Here is a 24,197-nt window from a genome sequence, read left to right on the forward strand (position 1 = left end):
GATGGGGGGACTCTGCGATCCGAATAACAATGGATGGTAGGATTATAACCCAACCGCGACGGTTTGAATGTCGCATCCAAACTGCGATCGCAGAAATTGGTCCTACGAACCGGCAGGCGGGGGAGATGGTCACCGCAACAGGGGAACCGGCGTGCACTGCGCCGGTGGGCGCCGGCCTGGGCTACGACGTGGTCGCCAACCGGGTGGAGGGGTCCAGAATTTCAGCATCCGACTCGTAATTTTCGATCCCGGATTCGTCCACGCATGGCCGTAGGGTTGCGAAGTACAACATGCACGTGATCGCGATGCCGATGCTGCAAACGATCCACATCGGTTGGTAAGCAGGCCCGCTTTCGGTCGACGTGATGAACAGTGACGCCCCCTGCCAGGAACCGTTGGCGATTCGTTCCAACGAAACCGACAATGCATTGTTGGTAAAGTGGATCAAGATGCCTGGGATCACACTGCCAGTTCGCAGTGCGATGAACCCCAGCAGCAGCCCCATGATCGTGGCGGCAATCGACTGCTGAAGGACTCCGTGCGAGATCCCGAACATCAGCGCGGAGATGACGACTGCACGGACGTAGCGACGTTCACGCACCAGACCACCAAAGATGAATCCGCGGAACGCAATTTCTTCGCAGATCGCGGGCACCAGTGCCATCAGACAGATGATCGCCAACCACGGTGCTGCGGAGATTTGATCGGTGAATGGTTTCATCGCCGCGATGGCTTGTTCGCTGATCGGATAGGTGTAACTGATCCACTCGGCAAGCATCACATACATCGGGTGCATCGTGACACCCAACAGGACTGCCAGCGGCAATGTCGTCCAATGCGGCATCCGAACGCGTAGACTTTTTCGCAACGATGTTGTCATCATCGTCGCCATCAACAAAGCCGGAAACAGGATCATGCCGATTTGAGGCATCAGGATCAGTTTGGCAAAGCCTTCGATGGACGTTGGCATCTCGGTAACGGCAAGCTTGCCAAAGAACAACGCCACCAAAATGATCGCTCCGCAGGCGAACGCCTGGGAGGGAGTGGCCGCGGTTTGGCGATCACGCCACAGGTGACGTACCCAACCGCGCAGTTCCCATTGGTCGCTGCCACCAAACAAAACGGCTTCGTCTTCGAACTGTTTACGAACCCAGTTGACGGACAACCACAGACATCCCGCGGTGACACCAGCAACCATCGGTAGGTGCCAGATCGCGTGCATGTATTGTCCTTCGACCAACGCCCGCACCAACAAGAACATTCCGGTGACGGGGATCAGACTAGTTCCGGCCGACAACACGGTGCCAGGCAACATGGGCAACATCACCAACGGCAACGTCACCATCATCAGCGGCATCAGATAATACTGGCCTTCTTTGCTACTGCGTGCCATCGCTGCCACGGCAAGTGCCAGAGCGCTGAACAGAGCTGATAGCGGAACCAGAGCGACCAACAGCCACAGCATGGGCACGATAGGCGGAGCGCCGATCGTGCTGCCCGTGACGCCCATTTGATGGAACACAAACGAACTGGTGAACAGCATACTGGCGGAATTCAAAATCGCCGTCAGCATACTGAAAGTGGTCACCGCGCCGAGTTTCCCCCAGACGATCTCGCTGCGCAGGGCAGGGCTGCATAACAAGGTCTCCAGGGTGCCACGTTCTTTCTCGCCGGCAACCAAGTCGATGGCCGGATAAAACGCGCCCGTCATCGCCCATACCAGCATGATGAACGGCAACAGTTTGCTCCACAACGCCGTTTCTCGCGTGCGTTCTGGGGCGATGTCGATGTCGGTCAACTCGAACGGCGACAGCATCTGGGTATCGATCCCCGATTCGGTCAATCGTTGACGGACCCACCCGCTTTGCCACTTGGACAAGATTCGTGTCATCCGGTCGCGTGCGACCATGGATTGATCCGAAGCGACGTTGTACAGCAGCCGAATCGATGCAGATTCGTCGTTTCCACGCAGCGCGGGGTCGGCGAATGCGGGAGGGATCACCAACACCACATCGAAGGCGCCATCGCGGACCCACTGAGTGGTCTTTTCATCGATGTCGCGAGTGATCGCCGCCTCTTTCCAGTGATACGTGATCAGTTTCAGGTTGTCGTTCTGGTCGGTCAGGCCTTCCGAAAACGTGGTTCCGGATTCCGGCGCCAACAGCGGCGGGACCTGTTCCAGATGGTCGATGCCGACGATGCAGACGGAAGTTTCGTGTTGCTGAGTGAACTGGGCGATCTGCAGCAGCAGCGTGCCGACCAATGGATACAACAGGATCGGCAGGATGGCGATCGTGAACAGCGTGCGCCGGTCACGCAGTTGATCTCGCATCTCGCGAACATAGATCAGCCACACGGCGGACAGTCGAGGTTGGCCAGCTTTGCGAGCGGCGCGTCGTTTTGCTTCGGAACTTAGACTCACTTGGCTGTCCCTCCTGGAATCAAGGCTTCGCCCCATTCGGTTTCTTCATGGCGACTTAGCAGTCCAAAGAACAGTTCTTCGAAGTCGTTTTGTTCGTGTCGTGATCGCAGTTCGGCAAGCGTGCCCGAGTCCAAAATTCGGCCGCGATGCATGATCGCGATTCGATCACACAGTCGTTCCACTTCGCTCATGATGTGTGTTGAAAAGATCAGGCACTTTCCCGATTCACGCAGCGCTCGCACGACACTTAACAGGTTCCGAGCGACAAGCACGTCCAGTCCCAACGTGGCTTCGTCAAAGATCAAAACGGGGGGATCATGGACCATCGCACGAGCGATCGAAACCTTCTGTTTCATTCCGGTCGACATCTTCGACCCGGGCACGTCGCGGAATTCGTTCATGCGAAGTTGTTCGAACAGCGTTTCTAGCCGGTCTCGCAATTCGGATTTTCGCATGCCATGCAGACGGCCAAAGTATTCGACCATTTCCCAGGCGGTCATGCGGTCGTAGATCGCGGTGTTGTTGCTGACAAAGCCGATGTTTCGGCGTACTTCGGCGGCGTCGCGGACAACATCGTACCCGCCGACACAAGCGATTCCGGAGGTCGGCGTCAGGACCGTCGACAGAATCCGCATCACCGTTGTCTTGCCCGCTCCGTTGGGCCCCAGCAACCCAAAGATTTCGCCGGGCTGAACCGTAAACGAAACGCGATCCACTGCAACAAACGTCCCCCGGCTCATGTCATCGTACGTCTTCGTCAGATGTTGAACTTGGATCACGAATTGTCCCCCGGATGCGCTGGGCGGCGCATGGTGTTTTCGATTTGGCGATTAACGGTGCGAGCGCGCACTAGCACCGTTGCTATGGGTGAGATTAGCCTCTGCCACCGTGATGAGAACCGTTTGATTGGCAAGGCGATGCCAAATCAGCAGCCGATCCCCCGTTTAACCGTCACCACCGGTTCGCTTGGAATGGATAAACCGATTCGGACGGTTATCGGATCGGGCGCGGACACGAGAGGCGAAGTCGGATTCGCATCCGCCTGACTCCGCTCTCTTCCCCCGCGTTGGCCCCGAGTTCAGCTAGGGTCCAATGGGGTAGATAGGGCGAGCACGAGGGCAGGCCCAGCTCTGACTCCCCTCTCCCCCGCGTCGGACGCGAGTTCTACTCGGGTCCAACGTGGGGGAGAGGGGCGGGGGGTGAGGGGGCACAGCACCAGCCCCGACAAATCCGCTGCGCCAGCTCACTCCCCCATCCAGCTCACTACACCATCGGCTCGGGCGACTTGTCGGTCTTTTTGCCGCCGCGTCCTTTGACGAAACGGTAACCAAAATCCGTCAAAACCAACGCTCGCAACGACAACAGGATCGAAACCAGCACGATGCCGGTCCACAACTTGTTGTATCGCGTCAGGTTGTAGACGCCTCCTTCGCCGATCGGTGGCATCTGCTGGGGTGCCAGCGGCAGGCCGTACTTGGTGGCCATCCGGTCGATCTCGACTTCGTGGATCACGGGGATCCCCTTGGACATGAACCGTGTCATGACCGAGTCGATCTGCAGCACGTCGCGTGTGGCCGATAGGTTTAGCCCCGGTTTGTAGGCGCGTTTGCCCATGCTGCGTCCCACCGAAATCGTACCGCCGCCGACGTTGATGTAGGCGGCATAGTCGCGTCCGCCGGACTGCTTGCGATAGATCTGCATCCGTTCGTCAATGGCTTCGACAAAGTCTGTCGATTGAAGCAGCGACAGGTTGTTGCGTTTAATCGCCTTCTTGACCATGTCTTTCGCTTCGGTGGTCATCCCTAGTCCGATATCTTCGTAGCCACCGATCGAACAAGCGACGGATCGGAACGGCAACAGGCCTTCTTCGGAAAGCAGGCTTTCCATGTCGACCCACATGAAGTCCGGGTTGTTGGCACCCCATTGGCTAGAACCTGCGCTGGCGATGATGATCGGCTGCGCACCCACGGCTTTTAGCGCCGCACAAACATTCACGTTCATGCCAGGGAATGAACCGGAATACCCAACCGCAACCAAGTCACCCTGTTTGACGCCGGCATCGATCAGTTGTTCGACAACGACTGCTGCAAAGTTCGGATTGACGGCCGTCTGTTTTGCGCTCAACCGTCCGGTCAGCGTCGTCACAGGACTCATCAATTGTCCGATCATCCCCGAACCGGCCGGATCGACCGACGATTCGGCCAGTTGGGACATGTGCATTTTTTCGGCCTTGATCGCGCGCATCATCTCCGATGCATACGTGGCCGCTTCCATCTTGGTATCCAAGTCGGTTTGCGGTGCGCTGGTCCGGAACCGTTCTACCGATGCAAGCCCCAATAACGAGAACCCGGCCATCAACCAAATGACGGTCTGCGAGACCTGGCGGGGACGCCAATACAGTCGCTTCATAGTACCAACTCCAATCCCATCAGGATCAGAACCAATCGCACTACGGTCGACGCGGTCAACAAAATGCCCAGCGTTTCGATCATGCCTTGGCGGTCAATCCAAATGGCGATCAGGCCTGGGATGATGTACCCGATGACTTCATAGTCAACGGAATCTTCTAGCAGGCTTAGGTCGGACGGGTCGATGGGAGCCGATTGGAACAGACTGAATCCTTCCAGGAAGACACCCACCAAAAACCCAATCAACACCATCAACACCGTCCGCCGCTTTCCGTAGATCGCGATCATGTTGGACAGGGTGTACACGATGTAATAAGTGATCATCGCCGCTGCAAAAGTGACGATCACGTTCACAGGTTTGTCGAGTGACAATGCGATATAGCCGGGAACGACCATCCCGCCGGCTGCCAAGCCGAACAGTTCGGAAAACAGCAGGCTGACCGCCAAGCCGATTCCGATGGCAACGGTAAGAGTATCCATGGTGAGTTTGCTTTGATTGAAAATGTTGTGTGGTTTTGAAATCGTCGTTGTTCGCCGCAGGGCTTCTTGCGTGACTCAGAAGGCCTTTTCTCCCACGTGGCTGCGGTTGCGGAAGTAGCGGACGATTTCCAGACCGATGCCGCCGATGTTCATCATTCCCATGACCATGGACGATCGTCCGCCCAACTCGACCGCTTTTTCAAAGATCTCTTGTGGCGAATCGTCTTCGGCCATCACCAATTTGCGAGGATCCAATCCTGCCGCGGTCGCGTACTTGGCAAAGATGTAGGTACCCGAGCCGATCAGGATGTAGTGGTCGGCCGGTCGCCACTGGGCACAGACTTCGGCCAATTGCTTGGAACGATCGGGACGGTCGAATCGACAGTTGAAGATGATGATCCGTTTACGAATCTGTTCGTACCGGTCACAGGCCATGTCCCAAATGCGTTCGGTCGATTCTGGGTCGTTGGCGGCAAATCCATTGACGAACACGATCTCGCGTCCAAAGAAATCGATCTCGGCGACGGTCATGATGCCCGGGTCGGGGGTAGCAGCCCACATCCCCTGCAGCGCCTTGGACCGTTCGACATTCAGGTCCTTCAGCAGTCGCAGGGCAAGGGCCACGTTTTCGGCATGTTCGATGAACGAAAACTGGGACAGTTCCAGTGGCGTGATCGCGTTGACCTCGTCTTCGGTCACGGCGATCAGTTCCGTTTGGCGTTCATCACACACGTGGCGGAACGTTTCGAGGTGACGGCGTTCGGCGGTGTACAGTTTGCCGTTCTTGGGAACCATCCCCAACAGCGCCAGCGCGACGTCGTGTTCGGTGGGCCCCATCACATCCAAGTGGTCCGCTCGGGCGTTGGTGATCACGGCATGGGTGGCATGCACCAGCCGAAATTCGCACAGCCATTGCAGGTACGGCACCAGCGCCATGCATTCCATCACCAAGGCTTCGCTTTCCGCTTCGGCGGCAGCGCGGACGATGCGGATTTGTTCGATCACGTTGGCGCGAGCCGGACGGAAAACCGGATACTCTGACCCATCGGGCAGAATCATCCGTGCCAATGTGCCGGTTGTTTTTGCGCAGGTACGTACTCCACCGCTGCGCAAACCGGCGGCGATCAGTCGGGTGACCGACGATTTGCCGCGGGTACCGTTGACGTGAATACGAAGCGGAATGGTGTGCAAGCGACGCTGGTGAACCAGCGACTCGAGCGCCCCAAGACCGATCAGGGTACCGGTGGTACCTAGAAGGGCGAGTGATCCATCCATCAGGTGTTTGTTACTTACCTTCGCGAGCCGCGAATAATCAACGTGGGGAAGCCGCCACGTTCGGGCGCCGATCAGATACCGGCCAGACAAACGTTTAGAAAAGAGTTTCGAAGAGGGCGGAATTATTGCGTTGTCCATCGGCTGGTAAAGCGGTCAAATCGCAGTTTTTCAGACTTCCTTGGGTAACGTCGCCGATCGGGATCAGAATGGCATTTTCGAGGTGCTTAACGGAGGAAACGACGCCAACACCGCGGGTTTGCTGTTGCCCGCAGTCCAGCCATGCCGCCGATGGTGCCCGCATCGCCCCGTCGTCTCGGACCACCGATCCTCCTCAAATTCTCGTCGCTTTCTCAAAACAGCTCGGCCACGCGACCGTCGCGGAGCGCCCCATCGGCGGCAAAAAACCCGTGGTTCACGGTGTTTCACCGCTGTTTCAGCCCGTCGTGGGCGGCAAAAAAACCAGACTTGGCCCGGTTTCACGATTTTCGTTAAACTTCTGACGCTTCGCAGCCGAACCGACTTGGCCGCGTCGACCACGCTCACAAGATGTGAGACCGTCATGACCAGCAGGGAGGGATCCAATGCCGGGCGAGTCATTCCGCTTCATTCACGCAGCCGACTTTCATCTCGAGACACCCCTAGGTGACCTCGACTCTCTGCCGCCGCACCTACGCGAATTGATGGCCGAGGCGCCGCGGAAGGCTGCTGCTGCCGTTTTCGAAGCCGCACTGGTCGACAACATCGACTTCCTGGTGCTGTCGGGTGACCTGCTGGCGCCCCAGGCGGCGGGACCGCATGGGATGGCCCTGTTGTTGGACTATTTCGACAAGCTTCACGCCAAAAAGAAGCCTGTCTTCTGGACCGCCGGGATCGCCGACGATCCTGCCAAATGGCCTGACGCGGTGCCGTTGCCACCCAATGTCACTCTGTTCCCCAAGAACCGTGCCGTTTCCATCCCGGTCGAACGGGCCGGGCGAACGATCTGTAACGTGATCGGCCGCAGCACCGATGGTCGCAGCGTGTTGCACGTGCCTAGCTATCGCACCGATCCAACCGACGAATACACCGTTGCGGTTGGGTATGGTTCGGCTGATGCCAACGCTCTGGCCGAAGGACGTTTCGATTACTGGGCGCTCGGCGGTGATCACAACCGCGAGGAGATCGACGGCGGAGCCGAAGGGGCTGCGATCTATTGTGGATCCCCCCAGGGTCGGTCGCTGGAAGAATCCGGTGCCCACGGATACAGCGTCGTTGACGTCGATGCCGACCGAACCACTCGGGTGCATTCGATCGAAACCGATGTATTCCGGTACTGCCGTGTCAAACTGAACGCGGCCGACATCAATGCGGTGGGTGGGATTCGCAATGTGATGGGCGAACGGATCGTCCGGTTGCATCACGAACACGGTGGCCGCAATCTGTTGATCGGATGGGACATCTCGGTCAGCAACGATGACTCGCTATTGTCGATCGGCGATAGCGATGAACTGTTGTCTTGGGTCCGCCGCGAATACGGCCACGGTTCACCATCGGCGTGGACCTGCCAATTGAAGGTGCGACCGCCACGCAATTATCCGAAATCATGGACTGACGAAGACACCATCCTGGGTGACTTTTTGCGAGCCGCCGACAAGCATCGCAAACTGGACGGTCGCGATTTGAATCTGGCGCCGTTCACCGAAGAAACATCGGCCATCACATCGACGACCGCGACCCTGCTAGCGGAAGTCTCCTCATCGGCCCGCGCCGACTTGCTCGACGAAGCCACACTGCTGGGCGTCGAACTGCTCCGCGGCGGCAAGCCAAACTTGGTGCAAAAAACATGAGAATCAAAGACATCCAAATCGATGGCTTCGGCGTCTGGACCGGACTATCAGTCGACTCGCTGCCCGAAGGCATGACGTTGTTCTACGGTCCCAACGAGGCCGGCAAAACGACGCTGATGCAATTCGTGCGCGCGATGCTGTACGGATTCACGCCCGAACGGCGCGAGAAATACTTGCCCCCGGTTCATGGTGGCACACCGGGCGGTGCGATCCGCGTGACCGGACCAGGCGGCGGCTACCAAATTCGACGACACAGCCAATTGACCGATACGGGAGTCACCGGCCAGTTGACGGTCACCGGCCAGGATGGACTGAGCCAGGGGCAACACCGGCTAGCGAGTCTATTGGGCCAGATCGATGAACCGATCTTTACCAACGTGTTCGCGATCGGGATGCGTGAACTGCAAGAACTTAGCACGCTAGACGACACGTCGGCGGCAGACGAACTTTACAAACTGTCCAGCGGTCTGGACCGCGTTTCGTTGGTCGACGTGCTGCGATCGCTGCGCGGTGGACGCAAAGCGTTGGTCGGAAAACCATCGGCGGAAGACGAAAACGAAGCGTCGAAGTTGTCGGCCCTAGTGACCAAACGAGAGAAACTGCGCGACGAAGTCACTCAGTTGACGCGTGGCGGACGCCGTTGGAGCGAATTGGCGTCCCAACGTCGCAGCCAGCAGCAAGAAATCGAACAGTTGACCGAACGGATGGGCGCGTGGGAACGCGAAAGCCGCAGCGTCGAAATGGCCACCAGCGTCCATGAAGTGTGGCGCAAACGTGACGAGATCGCCCGACAGATCGCCCAACGCGAATCCGACATCTCGTTGCCCGACGAGGCACCGGGCCAGTTGATCCAGATCGATGCGATCATGGAAGAACGCAAACAGAAACTGGAAGAAATCAAAGTCAAGCGTCGTGGTATCCGCGACAAGGCCGAACAGTTGCCCGTCAGCCGCCGGATGCTGGACCTGCAAGGACGGATCGAAGCGGCATCGGAACAGGCCACTTGGGTCGAAGCGCTCGAAGAACAGATTGCGCGTCTGGATGACCAGATCGACAAGGCCAAGAAACAACTGGAATCGGACGCCGATCGTTTAGGTTTGGACGAAGAGGACCAATCGGCGCTGTTGCGCGGCGATTCGTCAGCGCTGCCCGATCTGTCGAAACAAACACTCAGTGCGCTTTCTGAACCGGCCAAACAGGTCAAGGAACAAGCCTTCGCGCTGAAACAATCGCGCAGCGAAGGTGCCGAGCACAAGGCGCGTGCAGACAAACTGAACGATTCGCTTAAAGAGATGCTGGAACGGGCCCGGGCCAGCAACCTGCAACAAGCGATTCGCAGCCAGACCGAGATGGTGACGACGCTGAAGCACCGAATTCAAGTCGGCGAACACTTGGAGAAACTGAAGCGTCATTATCGCGAACTGGAACGCGAAACCGTCGATTTGACGACAGACGAAGTGTTGCCGGTGGATCGCTTTATCCTGCTGGCGATGCCGTTCTTCATGGGCGGCATTGCGGTGATCTATGGGTTTGCAAACTTCTTCACCATCGAATGGCTTGTCGCTAGGCCGGATCCGACATGGGGCATGCTTTGCATGTTATTCGGATTCGTGTCGTTGTTGGCATTCTACTGGGGCCTGGAAAACGGCAAACGTTCGACTTCGCTGGAACGGGAAGACTGCGAACGTCAGATCGATACACTGCGACGTCAAATCCGCGAGATCGAAGGCGAACGAACCAGCATCGATTCGACTCTGCCGACCAGCAATGAATCATTGGAACTGCGTCTGCGTGAATCCGAGCAATTGCTAGCCGACCTGGAATCGTCGCTGCCGACCTATCACAACCACCAAGCGGCGATGGAGTCCTACAAGGCGTCACGCAATCGTGCCACCAAGGCGGCCGAGGGATTGAAAGCGGCACGCCGCAATTGGTCAGAAACTCTGGAACGTCTGGGTCTTAGCGAATCGTTGTCCGCATCGAGTGTTCGAAAGCTAAGCGAAGGCTACGAAACGCTGCAGTCGAGCCGCCGTCGTCTGGACGAATTATTGACGGAAAAAGAACAACGTCGCCGCGAACGACAATCGATCGCCAAACGCATCGAAACGTTGTACCTAGAAGCGTTGCAGGTCAACGAAGAGGCCGCTCGCGGCGCCGCAGACCAGGAAGAAATGTCCGAGGAAACCGTGGCTGCACGGTTCAAGCCTCGCAGCAGCCCACTGGACCAACTGAACCATCTGCACGAAGAATTGGCTCGCCAACAGCACTGGATCAAACGCCGTCGGGAACTGAAGGAACAAGACGTTCAACTGAAACGCCAACAGAGTTCTCATCATCGTTCTTTGGAACGGGCCGATGGACAACGTCGCGCCCTGTGGGCGAAGTGCGGTGTGGCGACTCCCGAACAGTTCTATGAAATGGTCGACAGCAAGGCGACGCTAGCAGAGAGCCGCAAAGAACTGGCCGAGTTGGAAAAGACGATCAAGTCGATGATCGGCAACCACGTCCTGTACGAGGATGTCGAGCAAGAGCTAGATGGTGCGACGGCGGCCGATCTGGAACGGCGCTGGGATTCGTTGACCACACGCATGACCGAGACCGAAGAACGCATTGGCCACCTGCGAACATCCTTGGGCGAATTGGCCCAAGAAATGAAACACTTGGGGGATGACAATCGTTTGTCCGTCGCTCAGCTAGAACTTGGCTGCATCGAAAGGCGCATCGAAGCGTTTGCGCACAAATGGCAGACATTGGGCATGGCCAGTTGCTTGCTGGAGGATGTCTGTGGCACTTTCGAACGCGAACGACAGCCCGAGACATTGCGGGAAGCGTCGACGTTCCTAAGCCAGTTGACCAACGGAAAGTACAACCGGATCTGGACTCCGCTGGGCACCAACCAGCTGAAGATCGACGACACGGACGAAAAGTCGTTGCCGTTGGAAGTGCTTAGCCGAGGTACTCGCGAGGCAGTCTTCATCGCACTTCGATTGTCTTTAGCGGCCGCCTACGCACGCCGCGGCGTCATGTTGCCGTTGGTGCTAGATGACGTGCTAGTCAACTTTGACCGCGATCGCGCGATCCATGCGGCACAAACGTTGAAAACGTTCGCCGAACTGGGACACCAAGTGATGATGTTCACTTGTCATGAACACATCGTCGATATCTTCCATGCCATCGATGTCGAAGTGCGGTTGATGCCGACACAAGGCACACCGGGACGAGCAACTGTATTGTTGCCCGAAGTGATCGAAGAAGAAGAGTACGAAGAGGAAGTCGAATACGAAGAGGAAGACGAGTTCGAAGAAGAGGTGATGGAAGCCGAACCGGAACCAGAGCCCGAGCCCGAACCGGAGCCAGAACCGGTGCCCGTTGCCGTGGTGGCCCCACAGCCTGCGCCCCAGCCGAAACCTGAACTGCCGCCGGAACCAAAGACGAAGATCGTCTACGTCGAAAAGCCCGCACCCAAGCCGAAACCCAAGCCCAAGAAGAAAGCGGTCGAATACGTCGAACGTGTCGAACCGATGTACGTCGAGCCACAGCGAATGCTAGAACCCGAGTACATCGAAGAGGAATACGTCCAGCGCGAACCTGCGATCGGATGGGCCTGGTTCGAACGCGAACCGAATCGTCGGATCAACGAAGCCGAGGACGCCCTGGCCGCGATCGCTCGCGAAGAGTGGCTCGATGGTCCAGACCACGACGGCCCCGAAGAAATCTGGGACCGTGATGGTCAATGGTGGCAGGGCGATAAAGCCAGCCAATCCTGATCAAATCACGTAAGCCCAGATCACCCACCAATGGCTAGCGGCAGCGGCCATCACGAACAGGTGCCATCCGGCGTGCAAGTATCGGACGCGGTGATCGTTGATCAACAACGCCACACCCATCGTGTACAGCACGCCACCGATCACCATCCACGTGACCAGCACGGCGGGGACCCGACCGACCAGCGGCAACGCGGGCAACCAACCCAGCAAAAGGTACGACACCGTGCCGATCGAATTGACACGGTGCTTGACGCCCACCTTCAAGAAGAATCCAGTGGCCGCCGCGATCCAGATCGCAGCCAATAGCCACATCCGGATGCCATCGCTGGCGTACTGATAGACGATCGGCGTGTAGGTTCCCGAGATCATCGTGTAGATGAACGCTTGGTCCCACGAACGCATCGTGTTGAGCAGCGGTTGGCGGCGGACGATGTGCGACAGCGTTGAACACAAAAAGGTGCCAACGACCGACGCGGTGTACGCCGCGCACGCAATCATCATGCCCACGTCGACGTCGGCTGCGGCTCGGATCAGGAACACGCCTGCGACCAGACTGACGATGGTCGCAATGCCATGCGTCAGCGCGTTGGCCCATTCTTGATCAGGCTGAGTCGGCGGCGGAGGAGCCGGTTGGCCGCGTTTGCCGGACGATTCCAATCGCTGGGGATCCAATCCGGAATCACCCTGGGAACCACGCCCTGCCGGATCACCTTGGTCGCTGCCCGAGTGACTGGGCTTGGCGTTTGCCCCGACCGATGCCGGTGAAGTGTCGGATTCGTTCACGGTTTCAACCAACCTTGGCTGTTCATCCATTGATGGCACAGTTCAAACCAAGCGTCGGTTGGCGCCCCTGCAACGCGGCTACCGAAACCATGGCCACCGCTGGCGAACACGTGCAGCGATCCAGGGATCTGGTGCTTTTTCAGTTCGGAATACATCGTCACGCTGCTCATCGCATTGATGCGATCGTCGCTCGCATGGGCAAAGAACATCGGTGGCGACTGGGGAGTCACTTCAAGCGTGTCGATCAACTGGCCCGGGTTGTCGTCTTTGACCAACCATGCTGGGTAAACCAGAACGGCGTAGTCGGGCGTGAACTTGGTGTCTTCGGCGCCGTCGATTGCGTCATAGTGTCGTTTTTTGGCCAGGGCCGCATGAGCCGACGCGTTGCCACCGGCTGAAAACCCCAGCACGCCGACGCGCGATGCTTGGACGCCGTCGATCGCTCCGGATCGAACCAGCCCGATCGAACGCTGGACGTCCTGCACGGGAGCCAACCAATTGGTTTCAGCTTGTCGTGTCGGCACTCGGTACTTCAACACCAACGCGGTGACGCCGATCTTGCTGAAACGTTCGGCGATCTCGGTTCCTTCTAGATCCCAAGCCAAAATCGAATAGCCGCCACCCGGGCAGATCACGACGGCGGTTCCGCTGTCGATTCCCACCGGACGGTAGACGTGCAACTGTGGCGTCGCCACATTGCCCAATCGAATCACTCGCTCGCCAGCGACCTGGCGACCGTCTTCGCCGGAGGTATCGGCTTCCGGTTCGGTAGGGGCATCCCAGGCGGGCGGATCCGACGGCCAGATAGAAATGACAGCATCCGCCGCTGGGGCATCAGCGAAGCAGGCCGTCGACATCAGCAATGTGGCGATCGAGAAAGTCAGCAAAGATTTCATTTTCAGGAGACTCTTTTGACGGGGAGCGGCGGGAAGGGCACCCGGATGCTGTGAAAGCAGCCCCGACGTCAATGCAGACGATTGCGGGGCGACGGATGCGACTAGACAGTGTCATTGCCAGAGAAGTTTTCTACCAGACTGGGCAGAAGGTTGCCGAGGTGTGCCCCCGTTTCCGCCCAAATCAGCATGACGGACGGCCATCGCCCATCATCCGCTGATGTGCGAAACCCATCGTTCCACGGCCTGGAATCGCCAAAGGAGCTGGAACCGCCAAAGCAATCCGACACGCCATCGTGGAATGGGTATAACAGGATGATCGTGACCAGTCCGAATGATTCGACGACTTTCGGAGCAGAGGGGGAGGGACAGACCGATGCGGGCGACAGCCGCAGACCAGGCGACGGACGATGCCGACGCAGTAGCAGCATTTTGGCACCGGATGAACCAGATCAACGGTGTCGATCGAGTCGATGCGGCAGCCGATCTGCAGGTCCGCCCACCCGTGGTCGGGCTGGCCAGCAGTCGACTCGGCCACGATGTTTTTCGGCACCGGCGAATGTGTCGATTCTTATGCCGCAGCGTGCTGGACTGCCGCGACCTGGACGGGACTTTATTGATCGCCCGCGGATCGGCTGTCGAACCTTGGGCCCGCCGTGCTGCGGATCTGTTTGGCGTGCGACATTTGGTCGTGTCAGTCGATTCAGGGGACCTGGATTCGGATATCCGACTCACCGCTGGTGACGACCAGATCCTGTCCCGCGACGAAATCTTGATCCAGTCGGCTGATCGATTGGATGTGGTTCACGTTCGTCGCGGCGGAAAGATTCACCAATTGCTTTGCGATCGGCTGGATCAACATCGCGACGCTTCCACGCGAGTTGCCATCGACGCAGCCGGTGACCGGTCGGTGGTGGAATTGATGGACCGGGGAGCGATCGGTTGGTACTTGGCCGATCCCCATCCCGGTGCGAACACGACCAAGGTAGGGAAAGCGACGACGAGTCATTCGTCGCCGCAGCGGAAACCGCCCCAGCCAAACCGACCGGCCGGGGAGGCGTCGACATCGAATGGTGTGGAAACACGCGCTGCGCTGACACACACCGATGGGGCACACACCGATGGGGCACACACCGATGGGGCACACACCGATGGGGCACACACCGATTGGACGCGGATCGATGGGCATTGGCTGGTGCACTGCACGCGTGCATGCCAGGGCCCCTGGCCTGGCGAAACGATGGACCAATACCGCGATGCAATGCTGTTGGATGGGCCAGCGGCTACTCGCCGCGCACCGGCCGATGCACTGGAGCGGATCATCCGAACGCGGCGATTGGTGGCTTCGGCGATTGCAACGGCAAAGTCTGATCCCGTGGTGTGTTTTTCGGCTCTGCCGCTGGCCGGTTTGCTGGCCCGTCGCTGTTTCCGCCCCCATCTGGGACGCTGGGACTACGAGCCGTTCGGAATCGCGATACGCCGTTGGGCATTGCAGTCGTTGGGCGCCGAACCCGTCATCTACGGTCAACCTGCTGAACGTCGCACGCTGCCCGCCGACCAACGGTATCGATTTCATCCCGTTGGCAAAACATTTGATTGGCCGGCCGAGCGAGAATGGAGAGTTCGGGGCAGCGTCGACCTAACGGCCTTGGATACCGCAGACGTCCGAGTCTTTGCCGTCGCCCCGCCCCCCCCAACACTCGGGACAGGCACTGGAGATTCACACCGGTTCACCAGGTGTCCGTGGGAAATCACGTGGTTGGAACCGCCGGGAAACTCGTGATCGGTGGACCGTCGTCGATGATCTGAAATTCGTTGTTGCGGTCCGTCGCCAACGCGATGGCGGATCGAATTTTTTCCGATCTAGCAGCTGACCAGATTTAGTTGGTAGACCGTGGGACGGATGGAGTTGCCATCGCCATTTCCCCCCCCACTTCGCCAGCTCGAGTTTCATGAAATCGCACCAACTGTTGGCCGGCGCATTGGCTATTGGGATCGCAGCCGGATCAACCGGATGTGCGACCGTGGTCAGCGAACGACGTTACCCGGTGACGATCGATAACCCGCCTGCGCCCACCTATTTTTCGATCTACAACCGAAAGAACGAAGTGGTCCATCAAGGTGTGACGCCACAACAGGTGACGTTGGACGCCAAGGCTTTCCCGTTCTGGCCTGCGAAGTACACCGTCGTGTTGTCCGGAACCGATTCGACCAGCCAGCGCCAGGAATTGAAGGCGACGTTGGATCCTTGGTTCGCTGGCAACATTTTGATTGGCGGGGGCGCGGGGGCTGTGGTTGACGGAGCCACCGGGGCCATGTTCCGGTTGCCCCCACGAGTCGCGGGCAACGTGGCTCCCCAATACGCCGTCGTGGAACCCAACATGGGATCGATGTTGGCCACCAGCGAAATGACCAAGCCGGATCAGATCGGAAAACCGGGCTCCGCTGTGTCGAGCCTCGCCAACCGGTCGGCTGCCGATATTCTGCCCGTTTCAGCTTCGATGGCGGCCCCCGGAAAGTCATCGGTGCAACCGATCCCGATCGACCAGCCAATCCGACGCTAACGGCCTGCTGATTCAGGAAACCGAGCATTTTCGATTCAGGGGAGGGCGAACCGCACTGCGACGTTGGGGACAGGACTTTTGCCCGCTTGGCCCGCCTGGCCGGCGGCAGCAACTTCGGTTGGGGGCTGCCTATTTTTGACAACAAACGTAGACTAAAACCTGAACGCCCGCGTTTTGCGGGAAAACAGTGGCCGATGCAAGCCGGATTGGCTTGGCATGGCGGCGTCACTGAACTGAGCTCGATTCACCCGACGATTTCGATACCGATGTCCGAACAAGATATTTACGAAGAACACGTGCTGGACCACTACGAGGACCCTTATCACCGAGGGGCCTATGAGGCTGCCACGCACGCTCACGAGGCCGACAACCCGCTATGCGGCGACATCGTCCATATCGATTTAAAACTGTCCAAGGACGGCAAAATCGAAGAGGCCTGGTTCGACGGTTCGGGGTGTGTGATCAGCCAGGCTTCGGCATCCATGTTGATCGAAAAGATCGAAGGGAAAACACTGGACGAGGTCAATGAGTTTTCGGCCGCCGACATGCTGGAATTGTTTGGTCCCAAGCTGACCCCCAATCGCCAGAAGTGTTGTTTGTTGTCATGGCGAGTTTTGCAAAGCGCCGTGCACGCACCGGTCGCAGCGGACGAATCGGATGACGATGGTCCGCGATTCAATGGCCCCAGTCTTAGCGAAGAATCATGAACACAGTGACATCGGATGCCATCAGCGACTTGGATGTGAGTCGCTATCGAGCCGACTTTCCGATCCTGGATCGGACAGCGGCCAGTGGTGCGAAGCTCGCATTCTTGGACAACGCCGCCAGCACACAGCGTCCCAATTCGGTCGTGGACGCGATGAGCGATTGTTATCGCCGATACTACGCCAACGTTCATCGCGGCATTCACACGCTAAGCGAAGAATCGACGCATGCGTACGAACAGTCCCGAAAATCGGTCGCCAAGTTCATCGCCGCCCCCAGCGATCGGCAAGTCATCTTTGCGGGCGGTGCGACGGCAGCCATCAACACGGTCGCGCGGACTTGGGGCGACGCCAACTTGGGTCCCGACGATGTCATCCTGCTGACCATCGCTGAACACCATGCCAACATTGTCCCGTGGCATCAGTTGGCCGCCCGCACCGGATGCCGCGTCGAGTTCTTGCCGATCGACGACCAGTTCACCATCGCGGATGATGTCGTGGTGGAAGCGCTGGACCGATTGAAACCAAAATTGTTTGCGTTCACCGCAGCCAGCAACACGTTGGGCACGGTGTTCCCGGTCAAACGTTGGACCGCGTTGGCTCATGATCATGGCGCCACGGTGTTGGTGGATGCTGCCCAAGCAGCGCCGCATGCAGTGGTCGATGTTCAGGACTGGGATATCGATTTCCTAGCGTTCAGTGGTCACAAGGTTTGTGGACCAACTGGCATCGGAGTCCTGTATGGCAAGGAACCGATCTTGGACGCCATGCCTCCGTTCATGGGCGGCGGCGGGATGATCCATAAAGTCACAACGGGCGGGTTCAGTTGCGCCGAACTGCCGGAGAAATTCGAAGCCGGTACTCCACCGATCGTCGAAGCCATCGGCTTGGCCGCCGCGGTGGAATACCTCGCCGACATCGGGCTCGATCGCATCGCTGCTCACGAACATCGTTTGTGCCAGCACGCTGATGATGGACTTCGCCAAATCGATGGTGTGGACGTGGTTGGACCAACGCCCGATCACAAAGGCGGCATCGTCAGCTTCCACGTCGACGGTGTTCATGCCCATGACGTGTCTCAGCAATTGGACACGCGAGGCATCGCAGTCCGGGCCGGACACCATTGCACGATGCCACTGCATCATCACTTGAAATTATCAGCCACGACTCGTGCAAGTTTTTACTTTTACAACACGGTCGAAGAAGCCGACCGGTTGATCGAAGCGGTGCGAGAAGTACGCCAGAAGTTCGCACCATCCGGACGAAAACGCCGTCGACGCAGCGAGTGACCCCGATGGGGCGGGATCGGCATCCAGAGATCGAACGTAGGTTCGAATCATATCGTCGACGCGCAGATCCGAATTGGCGCCATCGGAACCCGCCTGGCGAATCTCGCCAAAATTTTCGGCCTTCCCCCCCTATGCCGTCGGATTCTGCGCCGCGCTGCTGATTGACACGGAATACCCGTTGGACTCGCGAGCCACTGGCGATGATGCCACGGTATTGGGGGGGGGAATTCCCGGCCGCTCACGCGATCACGGCTCACTCAATCGACAGACCGTCGCAGACAATCGCGGTGGGTGAAGCTGAATTCGTTGCTGCGACGAGACAGGCGCCTGACATCAGGCCGGGTTCACGAGACGATTCAGCTGGTCGACGATCTCGGGTGACAATCGCTTGGCTGCAGCGAGTTCGCGTACTTGGTCCGGCCGTCGGCCACCGGCAAGCACCGACGTCACGCCGGGCTGGGAAGCGGCCCAGCCGATCGACAGTTGGGCGATGGTGCATCCATTCGATTCGGCGATGGGCTGCATCGCGTCGATGACGTCGTGGGCGTGGCGACGACGTTCGCCTTGAAAGATTTCGTAACCGCTACGACTATCGCCCTCGGCGAACACATGATCGCGAGAGATCTTGCCGGCCAGCAGTCCCTTCATCAGTGCCCAGAACACATGGACTTCGCTACCCAACTCTGCAGCAGTCGGAATCAGTTCGTTCAAGGAATCCGATTGCAGCAAATTCAACGGGCATTGAACCGCACTGCACGCCGCGGAACTGGCGAACGTTCTCAGTTGCTGGACATCAACGTTGCAAATCCCGGTGCGTTTCGCGAGCCCACGTTGGACCAGGTTGTCCATCGCTTCGGCCGATGACTCCAGCGGGACCGCGGGATCAGGCGAATGCAACATCAACACATCGAATTGTTCGATGCCGATCCGCCGCAACGATGTCTCGGCGTCGGCAGCTAAAGTTTCCGGGCGGCCATCGACGACGCGTTGGCGGTCACTGGACCAACGCTGGCCCACTTTTCCGGTTACCGTGAACCGATCGCGATCGGCACGAATGAAGCGTCCCAGCAGTCGATCACTTTCGCCATCGAATCCGTAGCTCAGCGCGGTATCGAAAGCGGTGATCCCGGATTCGATCGCGGCGGCCATCGTGTCATCGGCATCTTGGGCCGTGACGCCCATCGTCGTGATGCCGGCCAGCGGCCAAAGTCCAAAGGTAACGATCGATTCGGATGCGGTCGGTGGCATGGGGGGTTGTTCGTGACGGGGAGCAGCGGGGTGGGGGGGACATTCGTCGTGGGATTCGCCTGAACTCCCGACTCACAGCTCAGCCGCAACGGAATTCTGGCGAACCCCACTACGCCAGTGCTGCCTAGCTAGGCCGCCAACCGTAGACATCCGCCAGCGCTCCGCACACCACGTCGCTAAGCTGTTTCAGACGGACAGGCTTGTCCAGGACACGGTAGGCTCGCATCGCTGCCGCTTCCCGCCGGATATCGTCGTCCAGATCGGCGCTCATCAACACGCAAGGCAACGATTGGCCAGCACTATGCAGATGCCTTAGAACGTCCAGTCCGGACATTCGTGGCATATGGAAATCGATCAGACAGACGTGGACTTCGTGGCTGCCCAGCACATCCAGGGCCTCTTGTCCGTCAGTCGCCTCAGTCACACGAAACCCCCGCCGAACCAAGCCTTCGCAAAGAACTTGACGGAACGCCGCATCGTCGTCGGTTATCAGCAGATTGGGAATCAACATGACCTTCACACGGCATGAGTCGGAACTGCCACCGCGGCAGGCTCGGGCAGACTATCATCATAATTGCAATTGTAATGCCGAATTAGCACTCCCACACGATCTTGGGTCCGAATGACACCGCCGGCAACGCCTCCGAAGACCGAAAAAAACGCTCAAATCGATTCGCCGGCCGCTGTGAGCGAGCTGGCCAAGCGAATCATCGGCAATGTCGAATTGGCAATCGTCGGCAAAAGAAAGCAACTGGTACTGTCACTGGTGACATGGCTGTCAGGCGGGCATGTGCTGCTCGAAGACGTTCCGGGGGTCGCCAAGACAATGCTAGCTCGGGCCCTGGCACGCAGTGTTGGCTGCCAATTCAAACGGGTCCAGTGCACCCCCGACCTGCTGCCCACGGACGTCACCGGAACGTCAATTTTCAACCAGAAAACCAGCGAATTCGAGTTCCGGCCGGGGCCTGTGTTCACTCAGATCCTATTGGCCGACGAGATCAACCGAGCCACTCCGCGTACTCAGGCGTCGCTGTTGGAAGCGATGGCGGAAACTCGCGTTACCGTCGACGGCACCACCCACACGTTGGCCCCACCCTTCATCGTGATTGCCACCCAGAATCCGGTCGATCACGAGGGGACTTTCCCGTTGCCAGAGGCCCAGTTGGACCGCTTCATGATGCGTTTCAGTCTGGGGTATCCGTCGATGAAGGAAGAACTGCGGATGCTGGAATTATTGCAGTTCGGCCATCCCGTCGATCGTCTGAAACCGGTCGCGACCGCGGACGAGATCGTGGCCGCGTCGGAGGCCGTCCGCAAGGTCCACGTGGACCCGCGAGTTCGGCAGTACCTATTGCAGATCGTCAGCGAGACCCGGACGCACGAAGACCTGGCCTTGGGCGGCAGCCCACGGGCAACAATCGCACTGTTCCGATGTGCCCAAGCGATGGCCGCGATCCAAGGACGCAGTTACGTCCTGCCCGACGATGTCAAACGTATCATTGCACCGGTCTTGAATCACCGACTGATCGTGCGTCCGGAAAGTCGTCTGCGGAAAGTCACGACCGAAAAGATTCTGGACGAAATTGTCAGCGAGATTGCTGTCCCCACCATCGAAACCGGCTAAGCCCCTCGTCGAACGTCGGCCACCATGCCCCCACTAGAAACGCATCAAACGAACGACTCCGGTTTGCTGGACGGCTTTGATGAAATCGACCAGCAACTGCTGTCGCGAGTTCACCGGAGTGTCGAACAACGCGTTGCATCGGATTCGTCCGGGTCGCCCCGGTTCGCAGTCATCGCTGGAATTGCCGCTGTCCTGTTGATGGGCATGTTGTTCGGCGCATCGCTGTGGGTGCTGGTCGCGATCGCCGCTGGATTGCTGGTTGCCGCCAATTATTTCCTGGCCAAGACCTGGGCGACCGCGACGGTTGCCACAAGATCCGGCGCCGACGACGAAGTCAAAATTGGGTCGCACATCCAGGTTCAACTGAACTTTCACAATCGTAGCCGGATCCCGGTGCTGTGGTTATTGGCCGAGGATCTATTGCCACGTTGGACGACTCAGTCGGCACACCCAACACTGGCGGTCGAAGGCGAACGGATCGCCGTGATGATGCTATGGCCAAACGAAAACCGTACGATGGAGTACCAGATTCATTGTCATCGCCGCGGCTATTTCCAAGTCGGGCCGACGGTGTTGGAAACCGGCGACATGATGGGACTGTATCGGCGTTATCGTGTCGGCACGGATCCACAATACGTGACCGTGTTGCCAGAAGTTGTGCCGCTGACGACCTACGAAATCGGTTCACGGCGACCGATCGGCGAAATCCGTATGCGTGAAAGCGTGATGGATGACCCGACACGCCTGCGTGGCATCCGCCAATGGCAGATCGGCGACCCAATGCGAAGCGTTCACTGGGCCGCGACGGCGCGGACGGGGGTGCTGCACAGCAAGATCTACGAGCCATCGTCCATCATCGGTGCCACCTTGGTCCTAGATCTGCACGAAACGACGACACCGACCAAACATGAACCGTTCCGCAGCGATTTGGCCGTGACAGCGGCCGCGTCCATTGCCGCAGCTCTGCACGAGGCCGGAGAACCATTCGCACTGGCCACCAACGGACGTGACGCGTCAGACCGGATTCGCCAAGAAGGTTGGGACGGGGATCACCGGGTACGCGGTGCGGCCGCTGCCGCAGCAGCGATGAAGGAAAAAAACGACCGACTGCGGCCAGTGATCATCCCGACGGGACGCGGCCCCGTGCAGTTTCAAGAAATCCATCGAACGTTGGCCCGACTGGAACGGACCGGTGGTCTGACCTTGGCCGAACTGTTGATCGAATGTGAATCACAGATTGCCGCCGACACCACACTGTTGGTGATCGTGCAAATTGCGACGCCGGAAACCATCGCGGCGCTGGTGTCGTTGGCCCGCCGCGGTCGTGCGGTCGCCGTCATCATCAACACACACGACATCAATGACTACAGCGCATCGGCTGGCCCCCTCATCGCCAGCCGCATCCCCACCTTCCATCTGGCCGACCAAGAAAGCGTCGCCAACATCTGCCGCCAAACCCTAGCCCGCTAAAAAAGGTGTCAGGACTCTTTTCCAAGCTCCCCGGACGCAAAATGTCTCACGTGACGCGAAAAAGAGTCCTGGCACCTTTATCTGCACGGCACCTTTCTGCACACGAAAAGAGACCTGCCCTTTTTTTTGATCAAGAGAACTTTAGCAGGCTGTATTTGCGTTTGCCTCGGCGCAATACCATCACGGTTTCGCTGGCTAGGTCTGCTGTGGTCAGTCGTTGTTTTTCGTCGGTGGCGCGGACGTTGTTGAGGTATACGCCGCCTTCTTTGATCGCTCGGCGTGCTTCGCCGCCACTGGATACCAATCCCGATGCCTGCAGCGCTTCGACGATCCAGTATCCTTCGCCGTCCAACTTGGATCGTTCGACTTCTTGGCTGGGGACGTCGGCGAAGATGGCGCCCAACGTGGCATCCGTCGCGGTACCGATCTCGCCACCAAAGAGGATCTCTGACGCTCGTTCGGCAGTCGCCAGACCTTCGTCGCCGTGCAGGAGCTGAGTCATCCACTGGGCCAACCGCACTTGAGCTTGACGTTTGCCAGGGTCGTTCGCGGTTGCTTCGGTCAGTGCGTCGTGTTCATCCTTCTCGATTTCCGTCAGGTAGGCGATGCATCGCATCACATCGGCGTCGTCGACGGTTTTCCAGTACTGGTAGAACTCGTAAGGACTGGTTCGATTCGGGTCCAACCAAACGGCACCCTTTTCGGTCTTGCCCATCTTCTTGCCATCGCTGGTCGTCAACAGCGGCGCCGTCACGCCAAACAACTGTTTGCCGATCATGCGGCGGCCCAGATCGATACCGGCGGTGATGTTGCCCCATTGGTCACTGCCACCGGCTTGGATCAAACAGCCATGAGTTTTCGACAAGTGAACGAAATCGTAGGCTTGCAGCAGCATGTAGCTGAATTCGGTGTAGCTAAGCCCAGCTTCGCTATCCAATCGCGAGCGCACCGATTCTTTCCCCATCATCGCACCGACGGGGAAGTTCTTGCCAACGTCGCGAAGGAATTCCAAGTACGAGTATCCCTTCATCCAATCAAAGTTGTTCAACAGCATCGCACCGTCGCTGCCGTCGAAGTCCAGCAACATGCGCATTTGCGCCGCCACGCCATCGACGTTCTCTTGCAATTTCTCGGCTGACAAAAGATTCCGTTCTTCGCTTTTGCCACTGGGGTCACCGATCATCCCGGTCGCACCGCCGACCAGCGCGATCGGTCGGTGTCCGGCTTTTTGGAATCGACGCAGCATCATCAACTGCATCAGCCCGCCAACATGCAGACTGGATGCCGTCGGGTCGAAGCCGATGTACAGCGTTTGTGGTCCGGACGCCAACAGCTTCGCGAGCCCGACCTCGTCCGTGCATTGATGAATCAGGCCACGCCATCGGAGGTCGTCTAGAAGGTTTGTGTTCGGCATCGTTGTTTCAATGAAATGATGGAAATGTAT

Annotated in this window: 18 protein-coding genes; 8 read left to right on the forward strand and 10 right to left on the reverse strand. The window is 58.5% G+C overall.

Annotated elements, in window-relative coordinates; all coding sequences use genetic code 11:
- Positions 1 to 181: 181 nt before the first annotated feature.
- The 5 genes from K227x_RS20905 to pgsB all read right to left on the reverse strand — a co-directional run bounded on the left by K227x_RS20905 (position 182) and on the right by pgsB (position 6,585).
- On the reverse strand, positions 182 to 2,422 hold the full coding sequence (locus K227x_RS20905) for an ABC transporter permease subunit/CPBP intramembrane protease (RefSeq protein WP_145172593.1): 2,241 nt from the start codon (positions 2,420 to 2,422) through the stop codon (positions 182 to 184).
- On the reverse strand, positions 2,419 to 3,201 hold the full coding sequence (locus K227x_RS20910; protein WP_145172595.1) for an ATP-binding cassette domain-containing protein: 783 nt from the start codon (positions 3,199 to 3,201) through the stop codon (positions 2,419 to 2,421). The genes K227x_RS20905 and K227x_RS20910 overlap by 4 nt, the downstream gene beginning before the upstream one ends.
- Before the next feature lie 484 nt (positions 3,202 to 3,685).
- A complete protein-coding gene (gene pgsW, locus K227x_RS20915; protein WP_145172597.1) occupies positions 3,686 to 4,831 on the reverse strand; it encodes a poly-gamma-glutamate system protein in 1,146 nt (381 codons plus the stop codon).
- Positions 4,828 to 5,310, reverse strand: coding sequence for a poly-gamma-glutamate biosynthesis protein PgsC (gene pgsC, locus K227x_RS20920; RefSeq protein ID WP_145172599.1), 483 nt, complete (start codon positions 5,308 to 5,310; stop codon positions 4,828 to 4,830). The genes pgsW and pgsC overlap by 4 nt, the downstream gene beginning before the upstream one ends.
- Positions 5,311 to 5,385: 75 nt before the next feature.
- Positions 5,386 to 6,585 carry a poly-gamma-glutamate synthase PgsB gene (gene pgsB, locus K227x_RS20925; RefSeq protein WP_145172601.1) on the reverse strand — a complete coding sequence of 400 codons (1,200 nt, stop codon included), beginning with the start codon at positions 6,583 to 6,585 and terminating at the stop codon, positions 5,386 to 5,388.
- A 581-nt stretch (positions 6,586 to 7,166) separates the two neighbouring features.
- Between pgsB and K227x_RS20930 the strand changes: the two genes are divergently transcribed.
- Positions 7,167 to 8,411: a metallophosphoesterase family protein gene (locus tag K227x_RS20930; protein ID WP_145172603.1), complete on the forward strand. Its 1,245-nt coding sequence runs from the start codon at positions 7,167 to 7,169 to the stop codon at positions 8,409 to 8,411.
- Positions 8,408 to 12,178 (forward strand): ATP-binding protein, encoded by a 3,771-nt coding sequence (locus K227x_RS20935; protein WP_145172605.1) that lies wholly within the window; start codon positions 8,408 to 8,410, stop codon positions 12,176 to 12,178. Before K227x_RS20930 ends, K227x_RS20935 begins: the two co-directional genes overlap by 4 nt.
- Here the strand turns inward: K227x_RS20935 and trhA are convergent, their stop codons facing one another.
- Positions 12,179 to 12,961: a PAQR family membrane homeostasis protein TrhA gene (gene trhA, locus K227x_RS20940; RefSeq protein ID WP_218933415.1), complete on the reverse strand. Its 783-nt coding sequence runs from the start codon at positions 12,959 to 12,961 to the stop codon at positions 12,179 to 12,181.
- Positions 12,958 to 13,857, reverse strand: coding sequence for an alpha/beta hydrolase (locus K227x_RS20945; protein ID WP_145172609.1), 900 nt, complete (start codon positions 13,855 to 13,857; stop codon positions 12,958 to 12,960). The genes trhA and K227x_RS20945 overlap by 4 nt, the downstream gene beginning before the upstream one ends.
- A 373-nt stretch (positions 13,858 to 14,230) precedes the next feature.
- Here K227x_RS20945 and K227x_RS20950 point away from each other — a divergent pair, with 373 nt between their 5' ends.
- The 4 genes from K227x_RS20950 to K227x_RS20965 all read left to right on the forward strand — a co-directional run bounded on the left by K227x_RS20950 (position 14,231) and on the right by K227x_RS20965 (position 18,411).
- Positions 14,231 to 15,637, forward strand: a complete 1,407-nt coding sequence (locus K227x_RS20950; protein WP_145172611.1) for a hypothetical protein — start codon at positions 14,231 to 14,233, stop codon at positions 15,635 to 15,637.
- 169 nt (positions 15,638 to 15,806) lie between these two features.
- Positions 15,807 to 16,418, forward strand: a complete 612-nt coding sequence (locus K227x_RS20955) for a hypothetical protein (RefSeq protein WP_145172613.1) — start codon at positions 15,807 to 15,809, stop codon at positions 16,416 to 16,418.
- Positions 16,419 to 16,684: 266 nt separating this feature from the next.
- Entirely contained in the window at positions 16,685 to 17,125 is a 441-nt protein-coding gene (locus K227x_RS20960; protein ID WP_391540458.1) for an iron-sulfur cluster assembly scaffold protein, read from the forward strand.
- The gene (locus K227x_RS20965) at positions 17,122 to 18,411 is read left to right on the forward strand and encodes an aminotransferase class V-fold PLP-dependent enzyme (protein ID WP_145172615.1); all 1,290 of its coding nucleotides are present in this window, start codon (positions 17,122 to 17,124) and stop codon (positions 18,409 to 18,411) included. Before K227x_RS20960 ends, K227x_RS20965 begins: the two co-directional genes overlap by 4 nt.
- A 333-nt stretch (positions 18,412 to 18,744) precedes the next feature.
- Here the strand turns inward: K227x_RS20965 and K227x_RS20970 are convergent, their stop codons facing one another.
- Positions 18,745 to 19,659, reverse strand: coding sequence for an aldo/keto reductase (locus K227x_RS20970; protein WP_145172617.1), 915 nt, complete (start codon positions 19,657 to 19,659; stop codon positions 18,745 to 18,747).
- 124 nt (positions 19,660 to 19,783) lie between these two features.
- Positions 19,784 to 20,170: a response regulator gene (locus K227x_RS20975; protein WP_218933416.1), complete on the reverse strand. Its 387-nt coding sequence runs from the start codon at positions 20,168 to 20,170 to the stop codon at positions 19,784 to 19,786.
- Between the two features lie 111 nt (positions 20,171 to 20,281).
- Here K227x_RS20975 and K227x_RS20980 point away from each other — a divergent pair, with 111 nt between their 5' ends.
- Positions 20,282 to 21,283 (forward strand): AAA family ATPase, encoded by a 1,002-nt coding sequence (locus K227x_RS20980; RefSeq protein ID WP_145172619.1) that lies wholly within the window; start codon positions 20,282 to 20,284, stop codon positions 21,281 to 21,283.
- Positions 21,284 to 21,307: 24 nt separating this feature from the next.
- Positions 21,308 to 22,753 carry a DUF58 domain-containing protein gene (locus K227x_RS20985; RefSeq protein ID WP_145172621.1) on the forward strand — a complete coding sequence of 482 codons (1,446 nt, stop codon included), beginning with the start codon at positions 21,308 to 21,310 and terminating at the stop codon, positions 22,751 to 22,753.
- A gap of 130 nt (positions 22,754 to 22,883) precedes the next feature.
- Here the strand turns inward: K227x_RS20985 and tyrS are convergent, their stop codons facing one another.
- Positions 22,884 to 24,167 (reverse strand): tyrosine--tRNA ligase, encoded by a 1,284-nt coding sequence (gene tyrS / locus K227x_RS20990; protein ID WP_145172623.1) that lies wholly within the window; start codon positions 24,165 to 24,167, stop codon positions 22,884 to 22,886.
- Between the last annotated feature and the right edge of the window lie 30 nt (positions 24,168 to 24,197).

Source organism: Rubripirellula lacrimiformis (assembly GCF_007741535.1).
GTDB lineage: Bacteria > Planctomycetota > Planctomycetia > Pirellulales > Pirellulaceae > Rubripirellula > Rubripirellula lacrimiformis.

Excerpts from the sequence above, each read along its gene's own strand:
- K227x_RS20985 (WP_145172621.1), top strand. The coding sequence starts at position 21,308 with ATGCCCCCACTAGAAACGCATCAAACGAACGACTCCGGTTTGCTGGAC.
- pgsC (WP_145172599.1), bottom strand. The coding sequence starts at position 5,310 with ATGGATACTCTTACCGTTGCCATCGGAATCGGCTTGGCGGTCAGCCTG.
- K227x_RS20965 (WP_145172615.1), top strand. The coding sequence starts at position 17,122 with ATGAACACAGTGACATCGGATGCCATCAGCGACTTGGATGTGAGTCGC.
- K227x_RS20960 (WP_391540458.1), top strand. The coding sequence starts at position 16,685 with ATGTCCGAACAAGATATTTACGAAGAACACGTGCTGGACCACTACGAG.
- K227x_RS20950 (WP_145172611.1), top strand. The coding sequence starts at position 14,231 with ATGCGGGCGACAGCCGCAGACCAGGCGACGGACGATGCCGACGCAGTA.
- pgsW (WP_145172597.1), bottom strand. The coding sequence starts at position 4,831 with ATGAAGCGACTGTATTGGCGTCCCCGCCAGGTCTCGCAGACCGTCATT.
- K227x_RS20935 (WP_145172605.1), top strand. The coding sequence starts at position 8,408 with ATGAGAATCAAAGACATCCAAATCGATGGCTTCGGCGTCTGGACCGGA.
- K227x_RS20980 (WP_145172619.1), top strand. The coding sequence starts at position 20,282 with ATGACACCGCCGGCAACGCCTCCGAAGACCGAAAAAAACGCTCAAATC.
- K227x_RS20930 (WP_145172603.1), top strand. The coding sequence starts at position 7,167 with ATGCCGGGCGAGTCATTCCGCTTCATTCACGCAGCCGACTTTCATCTC.
- K227x_RS20945 (WP_145172609.1), bottom strand. The coding sequence starts at position 13,857 with ATGAAATCTTTGCTGACTTTCTCGATCGCCACATTGCTGATGTCGACG.
- pgsB (WP_145172601.1), bottom strand. The coding sequence starts at position 6,585 with ATGGATGGATCACTCGCCCTTCTAGGTACCACCGGTACCCTGATCGGT.
- K227x_RS20955 (WP_145172613.1), top strand. The coding sequence starts at position 15,807 with ATGAAATCGCACCAACTGTTGGCCGGCGCATTGGCTATTGGGATCGCA.
- tyrS (WP_145172623.1), bottom strand. The coding sequence starts at position 24,167 with ATGCCGAACACAAACCTTCTAGACGACCTCCGATGGCGTGGCCTGATT.
- K227x_RS20970 (WP_145172617.1), bottom strand. The coding sequence starts at position 19,659 with ATGCCACCGACCGCATCCGAATCGATCGTTACCTTTGGACTTTGGCCG.
- K227x_RS20975 (WP_218933416.1), bottom strand. The coding sequence starts at position 20,170 with ATGTTGATTCCCAATCTGCTGATAACCGACGACGATGCGGCGTTCCGT.